The 20,864-nt window shown below is 65.0% G+C and carries 20 protein-coding genes; 4 read left to right on the top strand and 16 right to left on the bottom strand.

The window, feature by feature from the left end; all coding sequences use genetic code 11:
* Positions 1-26: 26 nt before the first annotated feature.
* The 6 genes from BB934_RS14475 to BB934_RS14450 all read right to left on the bottom strand — a co-directional run bounded on the left by BB934_RS14475 (position 27) and on the right by BB934_RS14450 (position 7,147).
* Positions 27-899: an RNA polymerase factor sigma-32 gene (locus BB934_RS14475; RefSeq protein WP_099510250.1), complete on the bottom strand. Its 873-nt coding sequence runs from the start codon at positions 897-899 to the stop codon at positions 27-29.
* A gap of 165 nt (positions 900-1,064) precedes the next feature.
* On the bottom strand, positions 1,065-1,649 hold the full coding sequence (locus BB934_RS14470; protein ID WP_099510249.1) for a CarD family transcriptional regulator: 585 nt from the start codon (positions 1,647-1,649) through the stop codon (positions 1,065-1,067).
* Positions 1,650-2,031: 382 nt separating this feature from the next.
* Positions 2,032-2,370 (bottom strand): ferredoxin FdxA, encoded by a 339-nt coding sequence (gene fdxA / locus BB934_RS14465; protein WP_099510248.1) that lies wholly within the window; start codon positions 2,368-2,370, stop codon positions 2,032-2,034.
* A 164-nt stretch (positions 2,371-2,534) separates the two neighbouring features.
* On the bottom strand, positions 2,535-2,837 hold the full coding sequence (locus BB934_RS14460; protein WP_099510247.1) for an RNA-binding S4 domain-containing protein: 303 nt from the start codon (positions 2,835-2,837) through the stop codon (positions 2,535-2,537).
* Positions 2,838-2,850: 13 nt separating this feature from the next.
* A complete protein-coding gene (locus BB934_RS14455; RefSeq protein ID WP_099510246.1) occupies positions 2,851-6,093 on the bottom strand; it encodes a helicase-related protein in 3,243 nt (1,080 codons plus the stop codon).
* Between the two features lie 193 nt (positions 6,094-6,286).
* Entirely contained in the window at positions 6,287-7,147 is an 861-nt protein-coding gene (locus tag BB934_RS14450) for a DUF3108 domain-containing protein (protein ID WP_099510245.1), read from the bottom strand.
* Positions 7,148-7,383: 236 nt separating this feature from the next.
* Here BB934_RS14450 and rpmB point away from each other — a divergent pair, with 236 nt between their 5' ends.
* Together rpmB and BB934_RS14440 are read left to right on the top strand one after the other, a co-directional pair.
* Positions 7,384-7,674 carry a 50S ribosomal protein L28 gene (gene rpmB / locus BB934_RS14445; protein WP_009493402.1) on the top strand — a complete coding sequence of 97 codons (291 nt, stop codon included), beginning with the start codon at positions 7,384-7,386 and terminating at the stop codon, positions 7,672-7,674.
* Between the two features lie 95 nt (positions 7,675-7,769).
* Complete coding sequence (locus tag BB934_RS14440; RefSeq protein WP_099510244.1) at positions 7,770-8,393, top strand: queuosine precursor transporter; 624 nt, start codon at positions 7,770-7,772, stop codon at positions 8,391-8,393.
* A gap of 9 nt (positions 8,394-8,402) precedes the next feature.
* Here BB934_RS14440 and BB934_RS14435 read toward each other — a convergent pair whose 3' ends face one another.
* The 9 genes from BB934_RS14435 to BB934_RS14395 all read right to left on the bottom strand — a co-directional run bounded on the left by BB934_RS14435 (position 8,403) and on the right by BB934_RS14395 (position 18,461).
* On the bottom strand, positions 8,403-9,344 hold the full coding sequence (locus BB934_RS14435) for a D-alanyl-D-alanine carboxypeptidase family protein (RefSeq protein WP_099510243.1): 942 nt from the start codon (positions 9,342-9,344) through the stop codon (positions 8,403-8,405).
* Between the two features lie 137 nt (positions 9,345-9,481).
* Entirely contained in the window at positions 9,482-10,231 is a 750-nt protein-coding gene (locus BB934_RS14430; RefSeq protein ID WP_099512867.1) for a proteasome-type protease, read from the bottom strand.
* Between the two features lie 53 nt (positions 10,232-10,284).
* Positions 10,285-11,103, bottom strand: coding sequence for a transglutaminase family protein (locus BB934_RS14425; RefSeq protein WP_099510242.1), 819 nt, complete (start codon positions 11,101-11,103; stop codon positions 10,285-10,287).
* Between the two features lie 3 nt (positions 11,104-11,106).
* Complete coding sequence (locus BB934_RS14420; protein WP_099510241.1) at positions 11,107-12,051, bottom strand: alpha-E domain-containing protein; 945 nt, start codon at positions 12,049-12,051, stop codon at positions 11,107-11,109.
* Between the two features lie 16 nt (positions 12,052-12,067).
* Complete coding sequence (locus BB934_RS14415) at positions 12,068-13,465, bottom strand: circularly permuted type 2 ATP-grasp protein (RefSeq protein WP_099512865.1); 1,398 nt, start codon at positions 13,463-13,465, stop codon at positions 12,068-12,070.
* Between the two features lie 204 nt (positions 13,466-13,669).
* Positions 13,670-14,671, bottom strand: coding sequence for an esterase-like activity of phytase family protein (locus BB934_RS14410; protein ID WP_099510240.1), 1,002 nt, complete (start codon positions 14,669-14,671; stop codon positions 13,670-13,672).
* A complete protein-coding gene (cobT, locus tag BB934_RS14405; protein WP_099510239.1) occupies positions 14,668-16,566 on the bottom strand; it encodes a cobaltochelatase subunit CobT in 1,899 nt (632 codons plus the stop codon). The genes BB934_RS14410 and cobT overlap by 4 nt, the downstream gene beginning before the upstream one ends.
* Before the next feature lie 161 nt (positions 16,567-16,727).
* Positions 16,728-17,717 (bottom strand): cobaltochelatase subunit CobS, encoded by a 990-nt coding sequence (gene cobS / locus BB934_RS14400; protein ID WP_099510238.1) that lies wholly within the window; start codon positions 17,715-17,717, stop codon positions 16,728-16,730.
* 114 nt (positions 17,718-17,831) lie between these two features.
* Positions 17,832-18,461 (bottom strand): J domain-containing protein, encoded by a 630-nt coding sequence (locus BB934_RS14395; protein WP_099510237.1) that lies wholly within the window; start codon positions 18,459-18,461, stop codon positions 17,832-17,834.
* 90 nt (positions 18,462-18,551) lie between these two features.
* Between BB934_RS14395 and BB934_RS14390 the strand changes: the two genes are divergently transcribed.
* Positions 18,552-18,818: a BolA family protein gene (locus tag BB934_RS14390; protein WP_099512862.1), complete on the top strand. Its 267-nt coding sequence runs from the start codon at positions 18,552-18,554 to the stop codon at positions 18,816-18,818.
* A 133-nt stretch (positions 18,819-18,951) separates the two neighbouring features.
* Here BB934_RS14390 and BB934_RS14385 read toward each other — a convergent pair whose 3' ends face one another.
* Positions 18,952-20,118, bottom strand: a complete 1,167-nt coding sequence (locus BB934_RS14385; RefSeq protein WP_099510236.1) for an acetyl-CoA acetyltransferase — start codon at positions 20,116-20,118, stop codon at positions 18,952-18,954.
* A gap of 160 nt (positions 20,119-20,278) precedes the next feature.
* On the opposite strand from BB934_RS14385, the gene BB934_RS14380 reads away from it, so the two are divergent.
* Positions 20,279-20,857 (top strand): LOG family protein, encoded by a 579-nt coding sequence (locus BB934_RS14380; RefSeq protein WP_099512860.1) that lies wholly within the window; start codon positions 20,279-20,281, stop codon positions 20,855-20,857.
* Positions 20,858-20,864 lie beyond the last annotated feature (7 nt).

The following is a 20,864-nucleotide window of genomic DNA, read 5'->3' as shown; positions in this document are numbered from 1 at the left end:
GAAACCCGTGTCGGGATACCGAGGTCTCAGACGAAGGCGCCGGATGCCTGGGGGTACCGTTCCACCAGGGCGCGCTTGAGCTTTTCCAAAGCCCGGTTCTCGATCTGACGGACGCGCTCCTTCGAGATCCCGAGCCTGTCGCCCAGGAATTCCAGGGTCACCTGCTCGTCGTCGAGGCGGCGCGCGCGCAGGATGCGCAATTCCCGCTCGTTGAGCACTTCGAGGGCCTGCTGCAGCCAGCGCACGCGGCGTTCGGTGTCGATCACGTCGGTAACGCTCTCGTCCGGCAACGGGCTGTTGTCGACGAGGAACTCGACGCGTTCGGCGGAATTCGACGAATCGGCGTCGAGGACCGGCGCATTGAGGGAGGTGTCGGGCGCGGAGAGGCGGGCATCCATCAGGGCCACATCCGCCTTCGACACGCCGATCGCCTCGGCGATCTTCGCATGCACTTCCGACGAGATGCGCTCCTCGCCGCCACGGGTCAGGCGGGCGCGCAGGCGGCGCAGATTGAAGAAAAGCGCTTTCTGGGCGGAACTCGTTCCACCGCGAACGATTGACCAATTGCGAAGGATGTAATCTTGCACGGAGGCACGGATCCACCAGGTCGCATAGGTCGAGAAGCGCACTTCCCGTTCAGGCTCAAACCGGGCGGCGGCTTCGAGAAGGCCCACATGGCCCTCCTGGACGAGGTCGGCCATGGGAAGGCCGTAATGGCGGAAGCGGGCTGCCAGCGCGATGACGAGGCGCATATGGGCAGCGGTCAGTTGATGAAGCGCCGCCTCGTCGCGGTTGTCCTTCCACCGCACGGCAAGCAGGTGCTCCTCTTCTCTTTCGAGAAAAGGCGCATTCATGGCAGCGCGGACGAACCGGCGGCGAACCCCTGAGATTTCTCCCATTGTGTGCTCTCCCTTGGCAGAGACACAACGAGCGAGGCCGGAAAAAGTTCACCTCTAACAGCCAAGTTCTGCAAAATAGATTTGGGCTGCCGAAAAACAAGGCATCGGACACAAAAAAGCCCGGCTGGCGCCGGGCTTTTGAACGATTGGGAGTGACGCCTGGGATTAGGCGGCCTCTTCCTGAAGGTCGTCACCCTCGCCCTCGGCTTCCGCCTCGGCGCCCTTGGCGCGGCGCGGCGACTTGGCGAGGCTCTGCTCGATCAGCTTCAGGGCCTCCGTATCCGTGATCTTGTTCACCGCAGCGATCTCGCGCACGACGCGGTCGAGAGCGGATTCATAGAGCTGGCGCTCGCTGTAGGACTGCTCGGGCTGGGCCTCGGAGCGGTAGAGGTCGCGCACGACTTCCGTGACGGAGATCAGGTCGCCGGAATTGATCTTGGCCTCGTATTCCTGCGCGCGACGCGACCACATGGTGCGCTTCACGCGGGCACGACCCGTCAGCACGTCCAGAGCCTTTTGAATCAGAGCCGGTTCGGCAAGCTTGCGCATGCCGACGCTGGTCGCCTTGCCGGTGGGCACCCGAAGGACCATCTTGTCCTTGTCGAAGGAGACCACGTAAAGCTCCAGTTTGAACCCCGCGATTTCCTGCTCTTCGATGGCCGTGATGCGGCCGACACCGTGAGCGGGATAAACGATCGCTTCACCGGACTTGAACCCAAGTCTCTGGGCGGACTTCTTAGCGGTTGTCATGCGAGAGAGGCCTCCTTGCATGGTCCTCGCTTGATGCGAGGAAACTGTGGTTCCGCCGGGCAGGGTTCCCGGGAGAACGAGGATACAATTTGAGTGTTACGGAACTTGACTATTCCGCTCTTCTCCCTGATGTAAGCCAGCGCTTAAACACGCTCATGCCCTTGACCCAGGCAGCGACGCTCCCTTAAGTCAAAGGACGCGAATCTTTGCTTCATTATGTGAACCGCCGGTCTGCGAGGACGGTGCACGGCTTGAGCGCAAGCGACGGCATTTGCGGACCCTATCACAGTCCGGCCGAAAAAGCAAAAATATTTCAACGCACAGCGTAAAGGGAGCCCGGTCTCGCCGAAGCCTGGACCTTGGTCTCCCGCGCCCTGAGACCTTAGTCTCCCTCGCCGGGATTGGACGAGAAGTGGGCCTCGAATTTGCCCGCGACGCCGTCGAATTCCTTCGCGTCGGCGGGCGCATCCTTCTTGATGGTGATGTTCGGCCAGCTCTTGGCCATATCGGCATTGAGCTTGAGCCATTGCTCGAGGCCCGGCTCGGCATCGGGCTTGATCGCCTCGGCGGGGCATTCCGGCTCGCAGACACCGCAATCGATGCATTCGTCGGGATGGATGACGAGCATGTTCTCGCCCTCGTAGAAACAGTCGACCGGGCACACCTCGACGCAGTCCATGTATTTGCACTTGATGCAATTTTCAGTGACGACGTAGGTCATGAACGGTCCTTCGCGGGTCTCTTCTCGGTATAGGGTGCTAGCATCGGACCCAAAAGTGGACCCACTTTTGGGGTCATTTCCGATGCTCCTTCTCTTGGCTGGCGCATCGTTCGGCGCGGAAAATCGGATCCCACTTTTCCGCACGATGCGCTAGCGCCGCCGCTCTAGCCGTTGTCGCGGTCGCTGACAAGCGCCGCGTTGTCCCGGTTGAGATCGGCGTAGAGCTGCCTTGCTTCCGTTGCAGGACCCCGGCGCTCGCCGAGGCCCTCGATCCGGACCACGAGGGTCGTCCGGGCCAAGGCGACGGTGACCACGTCGCCGATCGCGACCGCCTTGGCGGCGTTGTCGGTGCGCTGGCCGTTGAGCCGGACGAAGCCGCTCGTGACGAGCTTGGCGGCCAGCGTCCGGGTCTTCGCAAAGCGCGCGAACCACAGCCACTTGTCGAGCCGCTGCCGGTCCTCGCGCATCGGCGTCACAGCCTCACTTCTTGCTGTCCTCGAGCTGGGCCTTGAGGGCCAGCAGCTTGGCGAAGGGCGAATTCGGATCCGGCTGCTTCTCGCGGCGCTCATGCCCGCCGTCACGGCGGTTGTCCGAGCGATTGTCTTGGCGCTTGTCGGGACGCGGGCCGCGACGGTCGTCGCGACGCTCTTCACCGCGACCCGGACCGCGCGGCGGACGGTTCTGCGGACGGCCGCCCTCCCCTTGCGCCTCACGGCGCTCCGGACGCGGACGGCGCTCGCCGGCGGGCTGCTCGCCCTGGTTGCCTTGGTTGGCCCCATGGCGGGGGCGACGGTCTCCACGATCGGGCCGCTCGCCGCGCTCCGCAGATCGCTCGCCGCGCTCATGACGACCACCGCGGGCATCGCGGCCATGGCGGGCCTGCCCGCCCTCGTGATGGCGCCGGCCTTGGCACCAAACCTCGATCGCTTCGGGCTCGGCAGGGGTCTCAGCAGCGGGGGTCTCAGCGACAGCGGTCTCGGCAGCAGGCGTCTCGGTGGCGGATGCCTCGGCGGTCGCCTCGGAGGGAGCCAGAGCCTGACCTTCGGGCGAAGACAGGGCCTCCGAAGCGCTCGTCTCCAGCTCCTGCTCGGACACCGATGCCTCGGGAGCCTCGACGGCCACGGCGCCGACCTCCTCGGTCGCAACGCTGGCCTCCGACGTTTCAGCCGGTGCTTCCTCCGCCGAAGCGGCAGTCTCACCCTCGGCCGGAGCGGCCTGAGGCTCGACCGGCTTCGGTGCCTCCACCAACGGCACGGTGATGGCGGGGCCGGGCCGGCGGTCCATCACGTAACCGAGGGATTTCAAGATGGTGGCGAAATCCTCGCCGGCGCAGCCGACGAGAGAGGTCATGGCGACCGTCGGAACGAAGCCCTCGCCATCGGCGGCACCGGCCGGCGGCTCGCCGGGGGTGATGCCCGGACGATAGGCGATGGCGGGACGGATCAGGTCGGCCAGGCGCTCCAGGATGTCGACGCGCACGGCCCGGCCGCCGAGAACGCGGAAGCCGGCGGCACGGTAGAGCCCGTGGCCGATTTCCGGATCGACCGGAATCGAGGTACGGCCGGATTGGGCAAGATGGGCGATCTCGTCGATGCCCTTCTGCTCGAGGCCGCCGTTCTGCAGCGCCCAGAGCTGGGTCGCCAGCACCCGGGGCGCCGGCTTCAGCAGGGCCGGCAGGTAAAGGTGATAGGCGCCGAAGCGGATTCCGGCCTTGCGCAGGGACGCGCGGGCATCCTGGTCGAGGCTGCGCACGTCGTTGAGCACCTTCGCGCGCTCGAGCACGCCCAGCGCCTCGCCGATCTGGAAGCCGATGCCGCGGGCAAGGCCCGTCAGCTCAACGCTGCTTTCCAGCTGCAGCAGGGGGCCGAGGAGGCGCACGATATAGGCCTTCAGCCAGGCCCGCAGGCGGATGTCGACCTTCTCGCGGGCAGGACCCGTCAGATGCTCGTCCGAGAGGATGCGCACCCGCGGCTCGAACAGCTTGTCGCCCGGCTCCAGCTTCGCCACCGGATCGCCCATCCAGCGCACCGTGCCGTCGTTCGACAGGACGAGCAGGGTATCGGGGGTTTCGGCGAACCTGTCCGCCCGCGCCTCGATCTCGCCGGCCAACGCCTTGCTGGCGGCGTTGCGCAGGGTCTTGGCCTCCGTGGTGTCGGCCTGGGGATCGGGCACGAAATGGAAGCCGTGCAGGTGACCGATGTGCTGACCCTCGACGGTGACGTCGCCGGTGGTCGTAATTTCCGCTTCGAGCATCTTGTTCTCTCTCAAGCGCCGCATGAGAACGCTCGTCCTCCGGTCGATGAACCTTTGGGCGAGACGTTCATGGAGCGCATCCGATAGCTTGTCCTCTACCTGACGCGCAACATCCTGCCAATGCTCTGGATCCTTCAACCAGTCGGGACGATTGGCGACGAAGGACCAGGTCCGGACCTGGGCGATGCGGTTGGAGAGGGTATCGATATCCCCGTCGGTCCGGTCCATGGCGGACAGATGGCGGGAGAACCAATCGGCCGGAATGGCCCCGTCCTTCATCAGGAAACGATAGAGCTGGCCGACCAGATCCGCATGGGTCTGCGGGGAAACCTTCCGATAATCCGGCACTTGGCAGATCTGCCAGAGGCGCTCGACGGCAAATTGCGAGCGGGCCATGGCCTGAATGTCGTCTTCCCGCACCAGGACCTCGAGGGCCGCCACGTCCTCGCCCGTCGGCGCGCGCACGAGACCGTGCTCCCGCGGCTGGGCGCCAAGCGAATCGCGCAGGCGGGCGAGCGAAGAGAATTCGAGATCCGGGTTGCGCCATTGCAGAATGCGCACCGGATCGAAGACGTGATTCTCGAGGGCCTCGACGGTTTCCGCGTCGAAAGGCGGGCAGCGCGCCGTGGAGCCGAAGGTGCCGTCGCGCATGTAGCGCCCGGCCCGGCCGGCGATCTGGGCCAGCTCCGGGTTGTTCAGCTTGCGGAACTGGAACCCGTCGAATTTCTTGTCGGACGCGAAGGCCACATGGTCCACGTCGAGATTGAGACCCATGCCGATGGCGTCGGTGGCGATCAGGTAATCCACATCGCCGTTCTGGAAGAGCTCGACCTGCGCGTTGCGGGTGCGGGGCGAGAGGGCGCCGAGCACCACCGCCGCGCCGCCGCTCTGGCGGCGGATCAGCTCGGCGATGCCGTAGACCTCCTCGGCCGAGAAGGCGACGATGGCCGAGCGGCGCGGCAGGCGCGACACCTTCTTCTCGCCCGCGAAGGACAATTTGGACAGGCGCGGCCGCGTGACCACGTGGATGCCGGGGATCAGGGCTTCGATCAGCGGCCGCATGGTGGCGGAACCGATGAGCAGCGTCTCCTCGCGCCCGCGCTGGTTCAGGAGGCGGTCGGTGAACACGTGGCCGCGGTCGAGGTCGCTGGAGAGCTGGATCTCGTCCACGGCCACGAAGGCGAGATCGAGGTCGCGCGGCATCGCCTCGACGGTGGAGATCCAGTAGCGCGGCCGGTCCGGCTTGATCTTCTCCTCGCCCGTGATCAGGGCGACGTTGTGATACCCGGCCTTCTCGACCACGCGATTGTAGACCTCGCGGGCGAGCAGGCGCAGGGGCAGGCCGATCATACCGCTGTCATGGCCGAGCATGCGTTCGATGGCGAGATGGGTCTTGCCGGTATTGGTGGGGCCGAGCACGGCGGTCACGCCGCGCGAGCGCGCCTGCGGGGGAAGGGAACGACGGGCCATGCCTGGATGACGGGTAATGCTTAAAAGGTCCCGGATAGAGGGCCGAGAGGCTGCAGGACCGAAACCGGTGCGGCAGACTTCTCTTCAAAGCAGCTCGAAGCCTCATCGACCGGCTGCGGTCAGCCCTTTATATGGTGCGAGCGGCCGCTTTCGCTACCGGAAACGGCACGAATCTCCCAGGGTTTTCCAGGATCTACTGAACGGCTCCGGCCTGGATCGCCTCGTCGGCCCTGACGGCCTTGCGGGTCGGCACGGCGGCCTTGCCATCGCCTTCGAGCGACCAGGCCGAGGCCTGCATCTCGCCTACCCCGATCATCGTGCGCACCGAGACCTTGAGCGGGAAGAGCAGGCGCGGGCCTTCGACGGGCGCAAGCCACACGGACATGTCCCGGTTCTCCTGCATGAACTTGGTGGCCGGTCGCTCGCTCCGGTGGCCGGAGATCGGCACGTAGCGGGCGTTGCAGACGAGAACGGGTCCGGAATAGCCTGGCACCTCGACCTTCTTCGTCTCCCCGTAGGAAAGGACCACGTTCAGGCGCGAGGCGCCGTCGAAGACGGGAATGGTCCGGTCGCAATTGGCCGGATCGGTCAGGCTTTTTGCGTCGAGCGCCGGCATCAGGAGCGCGCTCATGGGATCGACGACGCCGCGCTTGTCGGCGGCCTTGACCGGGACCCGGTCCGGCTTCGGCTCGAGGGGCGGGTCGATTTCGACCTTGGCCACGCGACCCGATCTCAGGCCCATGCGGACGCTGCGCTGGTTGTCGGAGGTCTTCGACAGGACCGCGAAAGCGATCGATTGAGGCGTCGAACCGGCGAGAGTCCCGGAGGCACTGGCCTCGCCTTTTCCGCCCGTGAGGATCATGGCGAGCCCGGTCAGCTTCGCCTTTCCTTCCATCTCGTATTTCGAGCCGGCGAAGGAGGAGGACAGATCCGCCTTTCCCAGCGGCAGGCCGGCTAGGGAAATGTCATAGCTCACCCTCAGGGTCTCGGCTTGCGCAAGCGAGCCGATCCCGGCAAAGGCCAAGGTCACGAAAGCTGAGGCGATGAGGCGCATAGGGCTTTTCCGATAGTCTATTCCGTTGCATCGCACGAGATTCAGAATAAATCATGACCGCGCTTCTGCAAAAAAACGTGATGCAGGGTCGCACTATTCTTGACGGGCGCCCCGTTTCTGGCCTATAGGCTCGCACCTTCCAAGGACTTCTGGTGTCCGGCCCCCGCGGGATCTGCGATCGAGCAAACCCGCGAAATTTCAGGTCGCGACCCTCTTAGACGAATAGGATTGAACCCATGTCGCGCCGTTGCGAACTGACCGGCAAGGCCGTGCTGAGTGGCCATCTTGTAAGCCACTCCAACCGCAAGACGAAGCGGAAGTTCCTGCCGAACCTCTGCAATGTCACGCTCCAGTCTGATACCCTGCAGCGCTCCGTGCGCCTGCGGGTCTCCGCCAATGCGCTCCGCTCGGTCGAGCACCGCGGCGGCCTCGACGCCTTCCTGGCCAAGGCCAAGGCCGGCGAGCTCTCCACCACCGCCCTGGCGGTGAAGCGCGAGATCGAGAAGAAGCTCGCCGCTGCGAGCTGATCTCGGATCGCCACGAATTTGCATTACGGGCGGCCCTGGTGCCGCCCGTTTTGCTTTGTGTTAAGGCTTGAGCATTGGCCTGGAAGAGACTGCACATGACCCAACTCGACCGCCGCGACTTCCTCATTGCGCTGACCGCAATGACCCTTGTCGTCCTCTCGTCGAATATCCTGGTCCAGTATCCCTTCCAGCATCTGGGCTTGGGCGATTACCTGACCTGGGGCGCCTTCAGCTATCCCTTCTCCTTCCTGGTGACCGACCTGTCGAACCGCCGATTCGGCACGCAAGGCGCACGCCGGGTGGTCTATGTCGGCTTCGTGCTCGCCGTCGCGCTCTCCGTGATCCTGGCGACGCCGCGCATCGCCATCGCCTCGGGCGCGGCCTTCCTCGTGGCCCAGCTTCTCGACATCAGCATCTTCGCCCGCCTGCGCGACCGCGCCTGGTGGATGCCGCCCTTCATCTCCTCAGTGATCTCGTCGGGCCTCGATACGGCGATCTTCTTCTCGTTCGCCTTCTATTGCGGCGCCCTGCCCGGCCTCGGCCTCACGATCAGCGACGTGCTGGGACAGGCCGGCATCGCGGATGAATGCATCGCCCTGCCTTGGGTCAACCTCGCCGTCGCGGATTACCTGGTGAAGCTCGCCCTCGCCGCCATCTCCATCGCCCCCTACGGAGCGATCCTGACGCTCATGCGTCCGCGGTTGCAACGGACCGCCTGAAGACGACCCTCAGTCGCGCGGCTGCGGAACCTCCGCACGCTTGGCGTCACCGCCGGCGACGGTCGCTCTCGCGATGGCCGGGCCCTGTCGGCCGCACTTGAGGCGGCGCAGGTCGGCACCCGGCAGAGGCGCATCGGCCTTCAAAATGCGGAGATTGCCGATCGGAGCCGCAGTTCCGGAAAGACCGGCATCGAGAAGCTCGCGGGTGGTCCGGGTCCGCGCCGCCGCGTTGGGAGATCCGAGAACCACGGCGATGACACGCCGGCCTCCCTGGACGGCCGAGGTGGCCGCGTTGAAGCCGGATGCACACACATATCCGGTCTTGGTCGCCTCGAGGGCGGCATAATCCTCGATGAGCTTGTTGGTATTCTTCAGTGTCCGGCCATTGATCGTGATCGACGGCGTCCTGAAGAGATCGCCATAGCCAGAGTGATAGCCCAGCACGGCCAGCATGAGGACGGCCATGTCCCTGGCGTTGGTCACCTGGCGCTCGTCGTGCAGGCCGTTGGCGTTGACGAAGCGCGTCCCGCTCATCCCGAGGCGCCTGGCCTCCGCGTTCATGGCCGCGACGAACGACGCCTCGCTGCCGCCGACGGCTTCCGCGATCGCGACCGCCACATCGTTGGCGCTCTTGACCATCATCACGGTCAAGGCGTCCTCCAGCCGGAGAGAGGTGCCCTGCGGCACGCCCAGCTTGGTCGGCGCCTGCGCCACCGCCCGCGCGCTCATGACGACGGACGTGTCCATGGAAAGCCTGCCGGCCTCGACTGCCAGGAGGGTGAGATGCGCCGTCATCAGCTTGGTGAGCGAGGCCGGGTGCCAGGACCGGGTGGCCTCCTGGGCCTCAAGGATATTGCCGGAGGACGCATCCACCAGCAGCATGGGCGAGGCACCGGCGGAGGTGCCCGTCAGGAAAAGGCCGGCGGCCAGCAGGATCGGGGGCGCCTTCATGAGCCGATGCTTGACCGAACCGCGGCCTTTCGCAAGCGGCCTATAGCGAACTACTCCGAAATTTCCGGAATGGGGCTCGGCAGCGTCGAACAGTGCTCTAGCATCGGATTGGATTCCAAGTGGAATCCAATCCGATGCTAGAGAGCATCCTCCACATAAGGTGGGTGCGGAATGGCCTGGTGCGCCGCGCGCAGGGCCGCCGACCAGCGTTCGCGCAGGTCGCGAAAGTAAGGCTCGTCCTCCTGGATCCGGTACGTGACCCCGGCCTTCAGGGCATCGCGCTTGGCCACGACGATGTCGATCGGTAGGCCGACGCCGAGATTGGATTTCAGGGTCGAATCCATGGAAATCAGCCCGAGCTTCAGGGCTTCCACGAGGCTGGTGCCGTGGGAGATCGCCCGGTCGAGGATCGGCTTGCCGTATTTCGGCTCCCCGATCTGCAGGAAGGGGGTGTCGAGGGTCGCCTCGATGGCGTTGCCGGCGGAATAGATCTGATAGAGCCGCATCGGCGCCGGCCCGATCTGCCCGCCGAGCAGCATGGTGACCTCGAAGGACATCTGGCGCTTTTCCATCTCGACCCCGTCGGTGGCATAGACGTGGCGGATGGCGCGGCCGACGAGCTGGGCCGCCTTGAACATGCTGGTGACCGTGAGAAGCGTCTCGAGCTCGCCGGTTTCCGGATTCTCGATTCCCTCGGCCAGCAGCGACAGGACGGACTGGCTACAAGAAAGGTTACCGGCGGTGGCCAAGGTGACGATGCGCTCGCCCGGCGTCTCGAACAGGTGCAGCTTGCGGAAGGTCGCGATGTTGTCGACGCCCGCATTGGTGCGCGTGTCGGCGACCATGACCAGACCGTCGCGCACAAGGATGCCGACACAATACGTCATGGGAGTTCCTCCAGGGGCCTTCTGGTCGAGTTGCTGCGTTGTCGAGGCCATTCTCACGCCTGTGCTTGACGGGCGCCTTCGATCCTCAAACGAACGTCGAGCGCTTCACGGGTGATTCCGTAATAGCTTCCTCGAACCGGGGCCGCATCAAGATAATCGAGCCCGATGGCCAATCTGACGTAGTGTTCCGTGGCGGAAACAGCATTGGTGGGGTCGAAGCTGACCCAGCCGAGATCCGGGATATAGGCCTCGACCCAGGCGTGCCCCGCCTCCTGCTCGACCTCTCCCGGCTTGTGCAGATAGCCCGACACGTAGCGGGCGGGGATTTTCAGGAAGCGGGCTGCGCCCAGGAAGATATGGGTGAAGTCCTGGCAGACCCCGTGGCCCGCCGCAAAGGCATCCGCTCCCACGGTCGTGGAGCTTGTCGCTTGGGTATCGAAGCGCAAGCGCTCCGGGATCGCGTTCAGAAGCGCGTGAACTTGATCGAGGGAATTGGTGAAGCGGCCTGCCGTTGCCTCGGCGAATTCGCGGATGGCGGCGTCCGGCCGGGTCAGGGGCGTTTCCCGCAGATAGAAGATGTCCGGGAAGCGCTCGACCCCGCCCCGGACGAGCCCGGCCGTGTCTGTGGTCTCGATCTCGCCCGCGACCTGCAGGGTGATCTGGCTTACGGGTCCCGAGACCGATAGGCTGTGGATAATGTTGCCGTACCAGTCCTCCCGGCGCATCAGCCGGGCGTCGCCGTCCATATCGATGTTCCAGGACAGGACCGTCTGGCCGTCATGGCCCCGCGGCGTGAGCCGCAGGAGCTGGATCGCGGACTTGGCCGGTTCGCTGTAGTGATAGACCGTCTCGTGGGTGATGCGGATGCGCATGGGTCAGCACAGATACTGGTTCGTGATGGCCTGCCCGAGCCGGTTGTTCTCAGCGAGGAACTCCTGCAGGAATTCGTGCAGTCCGTCCTGGAAGATATCTTCGATATTCCGGTTCGTCAGGCGGGCATGGGTTGCTCTCGCCTGGCGCTGGGCTCCGCCCGATGTGCCATAGCGATGGGAGATGTCGTCGAGGTGGCGCGAGAGCGCCGCGTAGCACGCAGCAAGCGAGCGCGGCATCTCCTCGCGCAGGATCAAGAGATCCGCCACGAGCCAGGGCCTCAGGTTCTGGTGATAGACCCACTGATAGCTCACCAGCGCCGAGACGGAGCGGAGAATGGCGGCCCATTGATAATAATCGATGCCGCCGCCCACCGCCGCGTCCTGCGGCAGGAGCACGTGGTATTTCACATCGAGCACACGCGCCGTGTTGTCGGCGCGCTCGATATAGAGGCCGAGACGCGAGAACCAGTAGGCGTCGTTGCGCAGCATGGTGCGCAGGGCCGAGCCGTCGTAGCGGAGCGAGGCCTCCTTCACGAGGTTCAGGAAGCGCGGAAGATCCTCCACCTTGATCGATCTTGCCTTGTAGCGGCGCAGATCGAGCCAGGCGGAGTTGATGGCCTCCCACATCTCGGAGGTCAGCGCAGATCGCACGGAACGGGCATTGTGGCGGGCGGTATCGAAGCAGTTCTGAATGCTCGAAGGATTCGCCTCCGAGAAGGCCAGGAACTCGATCACGCTCTCAGGGGTGGATTCCCCATAAACGGCGCGGAACTGATCGACGCCGCCTGCGGTGATGAGGGCCGATTCCCACTCGTTGGTCTCGACGCCATTGTAGGAAATCGGCATCGACGCCATGCGGTAGGCGACATCGAGAATGCGCGCCGTATTCTCGGCCCGTTCCACATAGCGGGAGAGCCAGTAGAGACTGTCCGCATCACGACTCAGCACGAAAAAACGCTCCTGCTCATTCGCTCAACACCCAGGTATCCTTGGTCCCGCCGCCCTGGCTCGAATTCACCACAAGCGAGCCTTCCGTCAGCGCCACGCGGGTGAGCCCGCCCGGCACGAGCCGGACCCCATCGCGTCCGGTCAGGACGAAGGGACGCAGATCCACATGCCGGGGCGCGAGCCCCTTCTTCGTGAAGATCGGGCTCGTCGACAGGGCGAGCGTCGGCTGCGCGATGTAATTGTCCGGCGCCGCCAGGATTCGGGCCTTGAAATGCTCGCATGCCTCTGTCGTCGCATGCGGGCCCACGAGCATGCCGTAGCCGCCCGAGCCATTGACCTCCTTCACGACGAGCTCGTGCAGATTGTCGACGACATAGGAGAGAGATTCCCGCTCGCGGCAGCGCCAGGTCGGCACGTTCTTCAGGATCGGCTCCTCGCCCATGTAGAAGCGCACGATATCCGGCACGTAAGAGTACATGGCCTTGTCGTCGGCAACGCCGGTGCCCGGCGCATTGGCGATGGCGACGTTGCCGGCGCGATAGGCCGCGATCAGCCCCGGCACGCCGAGCGCGGAATCGGGTCGGAAGACCAAGGGATCGAGAAAGTCGTCGTCGATGCGGCTGTAGATCACATCCACGCGCTTCGGCCCCTCGGTCGTGCGCATATAGACCATGTCGTCGCGCACGAAGAGATCGCGCCCTTCGACCAGTTCCACACCCATGCGGTCGGCAAGGAAGCTGTGCTCGTAATAGGCGGAGTTCAGGGAGCCGGGCGTGAGCAGAACGACGGTCGGATCCCAGGGGCTGCTCGCCGGCGCAACGGATTTGAGAGTGCCGAGCAATTCGTCGACATAGTTCTCGATCGGCCGGATGCGCTGCATGCCCACAAGCTCGGGGAAGAGGCGCATCATCACCTCCCGATTCTCCAGCATGTAGGAGACCCCGGAGGGCGTGCGCAGGTTGTCCTCGAGCACGTAGAAATCTTCGTCGTCGACCCGGACGATGTCGATGCCCGCCACCTGCACATAGATATCGCTGTTCAAGGACAGCCCGTGCATCTGCGGGCGGTAATAGGGATTGAGATAAACGAGTTCCGGCGGAATGATCCCGGCGCGCAGGATGTCCCGCGCCCCATAGATGTCCTTGAGGAACATGTTGAGCGCCTTGACGCGCTGCTCGAGACCGCGCGACAGGCGGGCCCATTCCTGGCCGGACAGAATGCGCGGGATGATGTCGAAGGGGATCAGCCGCTCTTCGGCCTCCGTATTGCCGTAGACTGCAAAGGTGATGCCGACCCGGCGGAAGAAGAGTTCCGCCTCCTCGCGGCGATGTTCCAGCAATTGCGGCGGAGCCGATTTCAGCCAGTCCTGCAGGATGCGGTACGCGTCCCTGCTGTGGCCGTCATGGCCGCTCATCTCGTCGAAGATCGCCTGTTCCGCCACCGGGTCTCCTCAATCCCTCGATGCGAACACCCGGTGCAACGATTGGCATCGGGCCCGCATGACAAGAGCTTAGTTGCCTAAAACCTAGGGCTTCAAGCGAGACGAAGGAATAGCGGCAGGCAAAGAATGATGAGAAAAGGGGCACTTGCCCACCGGGCAGGCAGCGCTCCTCACGACTCAGCCCAGGAGCGAGAATTCGAGCAACAGGGTTCTCTGCAGCGAGCTGAAATTGTCGTCCGAAATCAGGGAGAGGACGATTTCACCACCCTCGCGGTGGATTGCGAGCCCTTCCATGTTGTCGACCTGATGCGAGGATTCGCTCTCGTACAGGATGTCGCCGTCGACCCGGGCGCCCGGCCTGAACGCTGCAGCCTCGACCCGGCGGAGGCGGCAACCTAAGCCGAAGAGGGAGAAGCGCCGCTCCAGGAGCACGGCATCGCCGTCGGGCAGGAACGCCAGGTCGGTGACGTCATAGCCGCCGGATGTGGCGACCTGGAAAGCGCCCTGCCGCGGCCCCGTGAGAATGAAGCCCGTCCCGCCCTCGGCAATCCCGACGAGCGCGCCGCCCAGGAGCGAGCGCTGCGGCGCGATGCCGAGCGCTTCGAGGCCGCCATTGCTCGGAAGATCCCTGACCTCCTGCGGAACGGGAATCGGCGTGCCGCGCACGATGCTGCCGGTGGCCGTGCGCTCGAACCGGATCACCGCATGGTTGCGCTCGGCGCCGACGAAGGCGGCGTTGCCGGCGAGCGCGAAGCTCTCCGTATCGTAATAGCGCGAGCGCCGCATCGGGACGCCGTTGGCCAGGATGAGTGGAGAAAGCACCGATCCCGACAGGCCCGAGAGCCGGCCGTCCGAGGTCTCGACCCGCGCCTTCAGCACCTGCGCATTGTCGGCGAGTGCGATGATCTCCGCCCCGTTCGCCGACCGCCAGAGGCCAGAAAACCCGCCGAAGGCCGAGACCGTCGAGCGCAGGTCGATCCCGGAACGGAACATCAGGGCGCCGAAACGGGAGCGGTCCGGATCGGCAGTGGACAGGCGGGCGATGGGCCGGGCCTCCACGTCGATCGCCGTCGCGCCCCGGAAGGCCTGCGGGCGCTGCGCCAGGGCAACACCCGTGCAGGCCATTGTCGCGGCGGCAGCACCGCCGCCGATCAGGAATCTGCGCCGGGAAAGCCTCAAGCGACGGCCCTGCGGCGGGGTGCGCCGCGGGAAGGCGGCGCCGCGTTCTCCTCGAAGAGTTCGGCAAGCTTCTCGGTCATGACGCCGCCAAGTTCCTCCGCATCGACGATGGTGACGGCGCGGCGGTAATAGCGCGTCACGTCATGGCCGATGCCGATGGCGATGAGCTCGACCGGCGAGCGGGTCTCGATCTCTTCGATGATGTAGCGCAGGTGCCTCTCGAGGTAGTTGCCGGGATTGACCGACAGGGTCGAATCGTCCACCGGCGCGCCATCGGAGATCACCATCAGGATGCGCCGCTGCTCGGGCCGGCCGAGCAGGCGCTTGTGCGCCCAGTCGAGGGCCTCGCCGTCGATGTTCTCCTTGAGCAGGCCCTCGCGCATCATCAGGCCCAGGTTCTTGCGCGCGCGCCGCCACGGCGCGTCCGCCGACTTGTAGATGATATGGCGCAGGTCGTTGAGGCGGCCGGGATTGGCGGGCTTGCCGTTCTGCAGCCACATCTCGCGCGCCTGCCCGCCCTTCCAGGCGCGGGTGGTGAAACCGAGGATCTCGACCTTGACGCCGCAGCGCTCGAGCGTGCGGGCAAGGATATCGGCGCAGGTGGCCGCCACCGTGATCGGACGGCCGCGCATGGAGCCGGAATTGTCGAGGAGCAGCGTCACCACCGTATCGCGGAAATTGGTGTCCTGCTCCTGCTTGAAGCTGAGAGGCTGGAACGGGTCCATGACGATGCGCGGCAGGCGCGCGGGATCGAGGGTGCCCTCTTCGAGGTCGAACTCCCAGGACCGGTTCTGCTGCGCCATCAGCCGGCGCTGCAGGCGGTTGGCGAGGCGGCCGACCACACCCTGGAGATGGGCGAGCTGCTTGTCGAGATAGGCGCGAAGCCGCGTCAGCTCGTCCGCATCGCAGAGATCCTCCGCATGGATGGTCTCGTCGAATTTCTGGGTATAGGGCTTGTAATCGGGACCGCGATGCTCGTTGGAGCGCGACGGCGGGCGCCAGGATTCGCCGGCATCCTCCGAATCCGCTTCCTCGGATTCCTCGGGCATCTCGCCGGACGGGCCGTCGGCCTCTTCCGTCGCGCCGTCCTGCATCTCGTCGCTGGAATCTTCGCTGATCTCGACCTCGGCGCGGTCGCCCTGCGATTCCTGCTCCGATTCGCCCTCCCCCTGCTGCTCCTGCTCCTCGGATTCGTTCTCGTCCTCGTCCTCCTCGTCCTCGGAATCGAGGGCGGCCTCGTCGGCCATGTCGAGGGAGGAGAGGAGCTCGCGGATGTTGCGGGCGAAGCTGCGCTGGTTCTCGATGTTCTTGAGCAGGCCGTCGAGATCGCGGCCCGCACGGTCCTCGATGAAACCGCGCCAGAGATCGACGATCTTGGCCGCCGATGCGGGCGGCTTCGCGCCGGTCAGGCGCTCGCGCACCATGAGGGCGAGCGCGTCCTCGAGAGGCGCATCCGCCCGGTCGGTGATCTCCTCGTATTTGCCGCCGCGATGATAGCGGTCCTCCAGCATGGCCGAGATGTTGGAGGAGATGCCGGCCATGCGCCGGGAACCGATCGATTCGACGCGCGACTGCTCGACCGCATCGAACACGGCGCGGGCCGCCTGGCCCTCGGGGGCGAGCTTGCGATGAAGCGCCGTATCGTGGCAGGCGAGGCGAAGTGCCATGGAATCGGCATTGCCGCGCAGCACCGCCACGTCCTGCGGGGTCAGCCGCCGCGGCGGCTCCGGCAGGCGGGCCTTGTCCTGGCCCATGAGCACCGGACGGTCGGAGGCGAAGGCGACCTCGAGATCGGGCTTGCGCGCGATCGCCTTCATGGTGCCGGCGATAGAGCGCTTCAGCGGCTCCGCCGGCGCTTCCTTCTTGTCACCTGGCTTGCGGTTCGAGATGGACATCTCGCCTCTCCTGTCATTCCCACTTTGTCATCCCCGCGAAGGCGGGGATCCATAACCAAGACAGAATGAGGATGGTTGCTGCGTACCCACCTGATCCTGAAACGTTGGCGGTTATGGATTCCGGGCCCGGCTTTCGCCGCCCCGGAATGACAGGGTTAATTTTACGACAGCACCATGTTCACGGCGCTCTCCGGCAGTTCCTTGCCGAAGGAGCGCTGGTAGAACTCGGCCACGAGGGCGCGCTCCAGCTCGTCGCACTTGTTGAGGAAGGTGACGCGGAAGGCGAAGCCCGTATCGCCGAAGATCTCGGCGTTCTCGGCCCAGGTGATCACCGTGCGCGGGCTCATGACGGTCGAGAGGTCACCGTTCATGAAGGCGGAGCGGGTGAGATCGGCCACGCGCACCATCTTGTTGACGATGTCGCGCCCTTCCGAATTCTCCTGGTAGTGCTTGGCCTTGGAGAGGACGATGTCCACCTCCTTGTCGTGCGGCAGGTAGTTCAGGGTAGTGACGATGGACCAGCGATCCATCTGGCCCTGGTTGATCTGCTGCGTACCGTGATAGAGGCCCGAGGTGTCGCCCAAGCCCACCGTGTTGGCGGTGGCGAACAGGCGGAAGGCCGGGTGAGGCCGGATCACGCGCTTCTGGTCGAGCAGGGTGAGCTTGCCCGATTGCTCCAGCACGCGCTGGATCACGAACATCACGTCAGGACGGCCGGCATCGTATTCGTCGAACACCAGGGCGACATTGTTCTGCAGGGCCCAGGGCAGAATGCCGTCCTGGAAGGCGGTGACCTGCTTGCCCTCCTGGAGCACGATGGCGTCCTTGCCGACGAGGTCGATGCGGGAGACGTGGCTGTCCAGGTTCACGCGCACGCAGGGCCAGTTCAGGCGGGCAGCCACCTGCTCGATATGGGTCGACTTGCCGGTGCCGTGATAGCCGGTGATCATCACGCGGCGGTTGCGGGCGAAGCCTGCGAGGATGGCGAGCGTCGTATCCCGGTCGAAGAGATAATCGGGGTCGAGATCGGGCACATGCCCCTCGGCCTGCGAGAAGGCGGGAACGTCCAGATCCGAGTCGATGCCGAAGACCTGTCGCACGGACACCTTCATGTCAGGCAGAAGGGTCGCTGTCTCGGTATGTGCCGTCATAGGGGCCTCTCGGTCTCTTCGTGTGTCGTGAAGGTGTCACGGGCTTCTTAACCCCCATGACGGAATGGCGCAATTTCCTAATGAGCGTATCGGCTCTGCCTTATCGGTATCGCTTCAGCAGAGCCCGGCGCTTTTAAGGGTGTCGTGCGCCTTGATGATGTCGCGCAGGCGCTCCTCGAAGGAGCGGTCGCCGCCATTGGCGTCCGGGTGGAACCGTTTCACCAGGGACTTGTACTGGGCCTTGATGGCCGGCCCGTCGGCCATCTCGTCGAGGCCGAGGATGTCGAGGGCCCGGCGCACGGCGCCCGTATAGCGGGGCCGCTTCGGCTCGGGCTTGGCCCGGCTCGTCCGGGCCTGGGTGAAATCCTCGCCGCGCAGGACCCCGAGAGGGTCGAAATAACCCCAGTCCCGAGGCTCCGCTTTGGCGCTCGGCCCCTCGCTCTGCCCGGAGGCGTTCATGCCCATGGTCCAGGTCGGGCGATGGCCGACGACGGAATCTTTCTGGAAGGCCGCAACGGCGGAATCCGACATGCCGGCGAAGTAGTTGTAGGAGGCGTTGTATTCGCGCACGTGCTGGAGACAGAACTGCCAGTACTGCCCTTCCCGATCCCGCCCTTTCGGCGCACGATATTCTCCCGCAGCCTTGCAGGTGGGATGCTCGCACACGGGACCCTTGGCCTCCTGCGGTTCGTCGCAGGTGGGCTTGATCCGGATGCGGTCGAAAAGAGGCGAGTTGAGATCCATGATTCAGCGATTATGAGTGGCTTGAGGCCCTGAGCCAAGGCCCGAGCGCTTTTGGCCGCACATCCGTTCAAAAAGGTTTTACAAATCAGCATGACCCTTCAGCATTGGATCACACAGGTTTTGCAGGAGAGCCTGCAACCGACCGAACTGACCGTCACCGACGAATCGGAGCAGCATCACGGCCATGCTGGATGGCGGGAGGGCGGTGAAACGCACTTCCGTCTTTATATCGTATCCGAAGCCTTCTCAGGCAAGAGCCGCGTCGAGCGTCACCGACTCGTGAACGCAACCCTGAAAGGCGCCTTCGACCGAGGGCTGCACGCCTTGGCGATTCAGGCCAAGGCGCCGGGGGAGTAACCAAGGGATTTAGGAGGCGAGCCGGTTATGGCGTCATGGCCGGGCTCGTCCCGGCCATCCCGATTATGAAAAGCGCGGCGCTCCACCTTATAGAGATCACCGGCACAAGGCCGGTGATGACGTGGGGGGTTCCTCACTTGATCCGCTCGAGCACGCTCACATAGTTCGCCACCGCCGCGCCGCCCATGTTGAAGATGCCGCCGAGAACCGGGTTCCTGACCTGGATGCCGCCGGCCTCCTCGCAGAGCTGCATCGCGGAAAGCGCATGCATGGAGACGCCGGTGGCGCCGATGGGATGGCCCTTCGCCTTGAGGCCGCCGGAGGGGTTCACCGGCAGCCTGCCGTCGCGATTCGTCCAACCTTCCTTGACCGCCGTCGCGCCCTGCCCGCGCGGGGTCAGGCCCATGGCTTCGTATTCGATGAGCTCAGCGATGGTGAAGCAGTCGTGGGTCTCGATGAAGGAGAGATCCGTCAGCTGAATGCCGGCCTGCGAGAGGGCGCGCTGCCAGGCTTCCGCGCAGCCTTCGAACTGGACGATGTCGCGCTTCGACATCGGCAGGAAATCCTGCGCATGGGCCGTTGCGCGGAAGGCTACCGCCCGCTTCATGCGCAAAGCCGTCTCGGTGTCCGCCAGAACCAGCGCCGCGGCGCCGTCGGAGACGAGCGAGCAATCGGTACGCTTGAGCGGACCGGCCACATAGGGATTCTTCTCGCTCTCGGCGCGGCAGAAATCGAAGCCGAGATCCTTGCGCATCTGAGCGTAAGGGTTGTCGACGCCGTTCTTGTGGTTCTTCGCGGCGATCATGGCGAGCGCGTCGGACTGGTCGCCATAGCGCTGGAAATAGGTGCCCGCGATCTTGCCGAACACGCCGGCAAAGCCGCCCGGCGTATCGCCGTCCTCCGGCAGATAGGAGGCCTTGAGCAGGATGTTGCCGATCTCAGGTCCCGGCGTCCTCGTCATCTGCTCGACGCCGACCACGAGAACGGTCTTGGCGCGCTTCGCCTCGATGGTCTTGATCGCCTGATGCACGGCGGCCGAGCCGGTCGCGCAGGCATTCTCGACCCGGGTCGCCGGCTTGAAGCGGAACTTGTCGCTCGCCTGGAACACGAGGGAAGCGGTGAAATCCTGGGCGGAGAAGCCGCCGTTGAAATGGCCGAGGACCACCTCGTCCACATCCTCAGGTCCGATTCCGGCATGCTCCAGCGCCTCGTTGGCGACGCGGACGATCAGGCTCTCGACGCTCTCGGCATCGAGCTTGCCGAAGGGGGTGTGGGCCCAGCCGACGATGCAGGCAGTCATGGGAGTCTCCTCGGGAATTGTGCTGTTGAGAGACAAGGTGGCCCTCTTTGCGCCGTTCATCAAGCCGGGGGAATGTGGCTCAGCTATGCTTCCGGAGCTTGAGCCGGGCTTCATCCTGTCGTTCATCGTTGGATGCGGCGAATCACTAAAGAGCAAAACCATGCGACTGTGCGTCTTCTGCGGCTCCAGTGCCGGTCAGGGTCCCATCTATCTCGCCACGGCCCGTGCGCTTGGAGAAACCTTGGCGGCACAGGGGATCGACCTGGTCTATGGCGGCGCCTCCGTCGGCCTCATGGGCGCGGTGGCCGATGCGGCCCTGGCGAAGGGTGGCCACGTGATCGGGGTGATGCCGCAGGCGCTGGTCGACAAGGAAATCGCCCATCGGGACTTGAGCGATCTGCGGGTGGTGGGATCGATGCACGAGCGCAAGGCGCTGATGGCGGAACTGGCCGACGGCTTCATTGCCCTGCCCGGCGGCTTGGGCACCTTCGAAGAGCTGTTCGAGGTCTGGACCTGGGCCCAACTCGGCTATCACCGCAAACCCTGCGCCCTGCTCAATGCCGACGGCTTCTACGACAAGCTCACGGATTTCCTCGATGACGTGGTCGAGCGCGGCTTCATGAAGCCGATCCACCGCGCCATGCTGATCGTCGAGAACGAGCCCGCGGCGCTGATCGACGCGATTCGGGCTTACGAGCCGCCCAAGGTCGACAAATGGATCAAGGCGGGCGAGCGGTGAGCCGCGA

The sequence above is a fragment of the Microvirga ossetica genome, from assembly GCF_002741015.1.
GTDB classification, from domain to species: Bacteria; Pseudomonadota; Alphaproteobacteria; order Rhizobiales; family Beijerinckiaceae; genus Microvirga; species Microvirga ossetica.
This window is presented reverse-complemented; position numbering and strand designations above follow the sequence as displayed.

Excerpts from the sequence above, each read along its gene's own strand:
- BB934_RS14435 (WP_099510243.1), bottom strand. The coding sequence starts at position 9,344 with ATGAAGGCGCCCCCGATCCTGCTGGCCGCCGGCCTTTTCCTGACGGGC.
- BB934_RS14475 (WP_099510250.1), bottom strand. The coding sequence starts at position 899 with ATGGGAGAAATCTCAGGGGTTCGCCGCCGGTTCGTCCGCGCTGCCATG.
- BB934_RS14385 (WP_099510236.1), bottom strand. The coding sequence starts at position 20,118 with ATGACTGCCTGCATCGTCGGCTGGGCCCACACCCCCTTCGGCAAGCTC.
- BB934_RS14430 (WP_099512867.1), bottom strand. The coding sequence starts at position 10,231 with ATGACGTATTGTGTCGGCATCCTTGTGCGCGACGGTCTGGTCATGGTC.
- cobS (WP_099510238.1), bottom strand. The coding sequence starts at position 17,717 with ATGACGGCACATACCGAGACAGCGACCCTTCTGCCTGACATGAAGGTG.
- BB934_RS14460 (WP_099510247.1), bottom strand. The coding sequence starts at position 2,837 with ATGCGCGAGGACCGGCAGCGGCTCGACAAGTGGCTGTGGTTCGCGCGC.
- rpmB (WP_009493402.1), top strand. The coding sequence starts at position 7,384 with ATGTCGCGCCGTTGCGAACTGACCGGCAAGGCCGTGCTGAGTGGCCAT.
- BB934_RS14390 (WP_099512862.1), top strand. The coding sequence starts at position 18,552 with ATGACCCTTCAGCATTGGATCACACAGGTTTTGCAGGAGAGCCTGCAA.
- cobT (WP_099510239.1), bottom strand. The coding sequence starts at position 16,566 with ATGTCCATCTCGAACCGCAAGCCAGGTGACAAGAAGGAAGCGCCGGCG.
- BB934_RS14440 (WP_099510244.1), top strand. The coding sequence starts at position 7,770 with ATGACCCAACTCGACCGCCGCGACTTCCTCATTGCGCTGACCGCAATG.
- BB934_RS14470 (WP_099510249.1), bottom strand. The coding sequence starts at position 1,649 with ATGACAACCGCTAAGAAGTCCGCCCAGAGACTTGGGTTCAAGTCCGGT.
- BB934_RS14395 (WP_099510237.1), bottom strand. The coding sequence starts at position 18,461 with ATGGATCTCAACTCGCCTCTTTTCGACCGCATCCGGATCAAGCCCACC.
- BB934_RS14455 (WP_099510246.1), bottom strand. The coding sequence starts at position 6,093 with ATGGCCCGTCGTTCCCTTCCCCCGCAGGCGCGCTCGCGCGGCGTGACC.
- fdxA (WP_099510248.1), bottom strand. The coding sequence starts at position 2,370 with ATGACCTACGTCGTCACTGAAAATTGCATCAAGTGCAAATACATGGAC.
- BB934_RS14425 (WP_099510242.1), bottom strand. The coding sequence starts at position 11,103 with ATGCGCATCCGCATCACCCACGAGACGGTCTATCACTACAGCGAACCG.
- BB934_RS14380 (WP_099512860.1), top strand. The coding sequence starts at position 20,279 with ATGCGACTGTGCGTCTTCTGCGGCTCCAGTGCCGGTCAGGGTCCCATC.
- BB934_RS14415 (WP_099512865.1), bottom strand. The coding sequence starts at position 13,465 with ATGAGCGGCCATGACGGCCACAGCAGGGACGCGTACCGCATCCTGCAG.
- BB934_RS14450 (WP_099510245.1), bottom strand. The coding sequence starts at position 7,147 with ATGCGCCTCATCGCCTCAGCTTTCGTGACCTTGGCCTTTGCCGGGATC.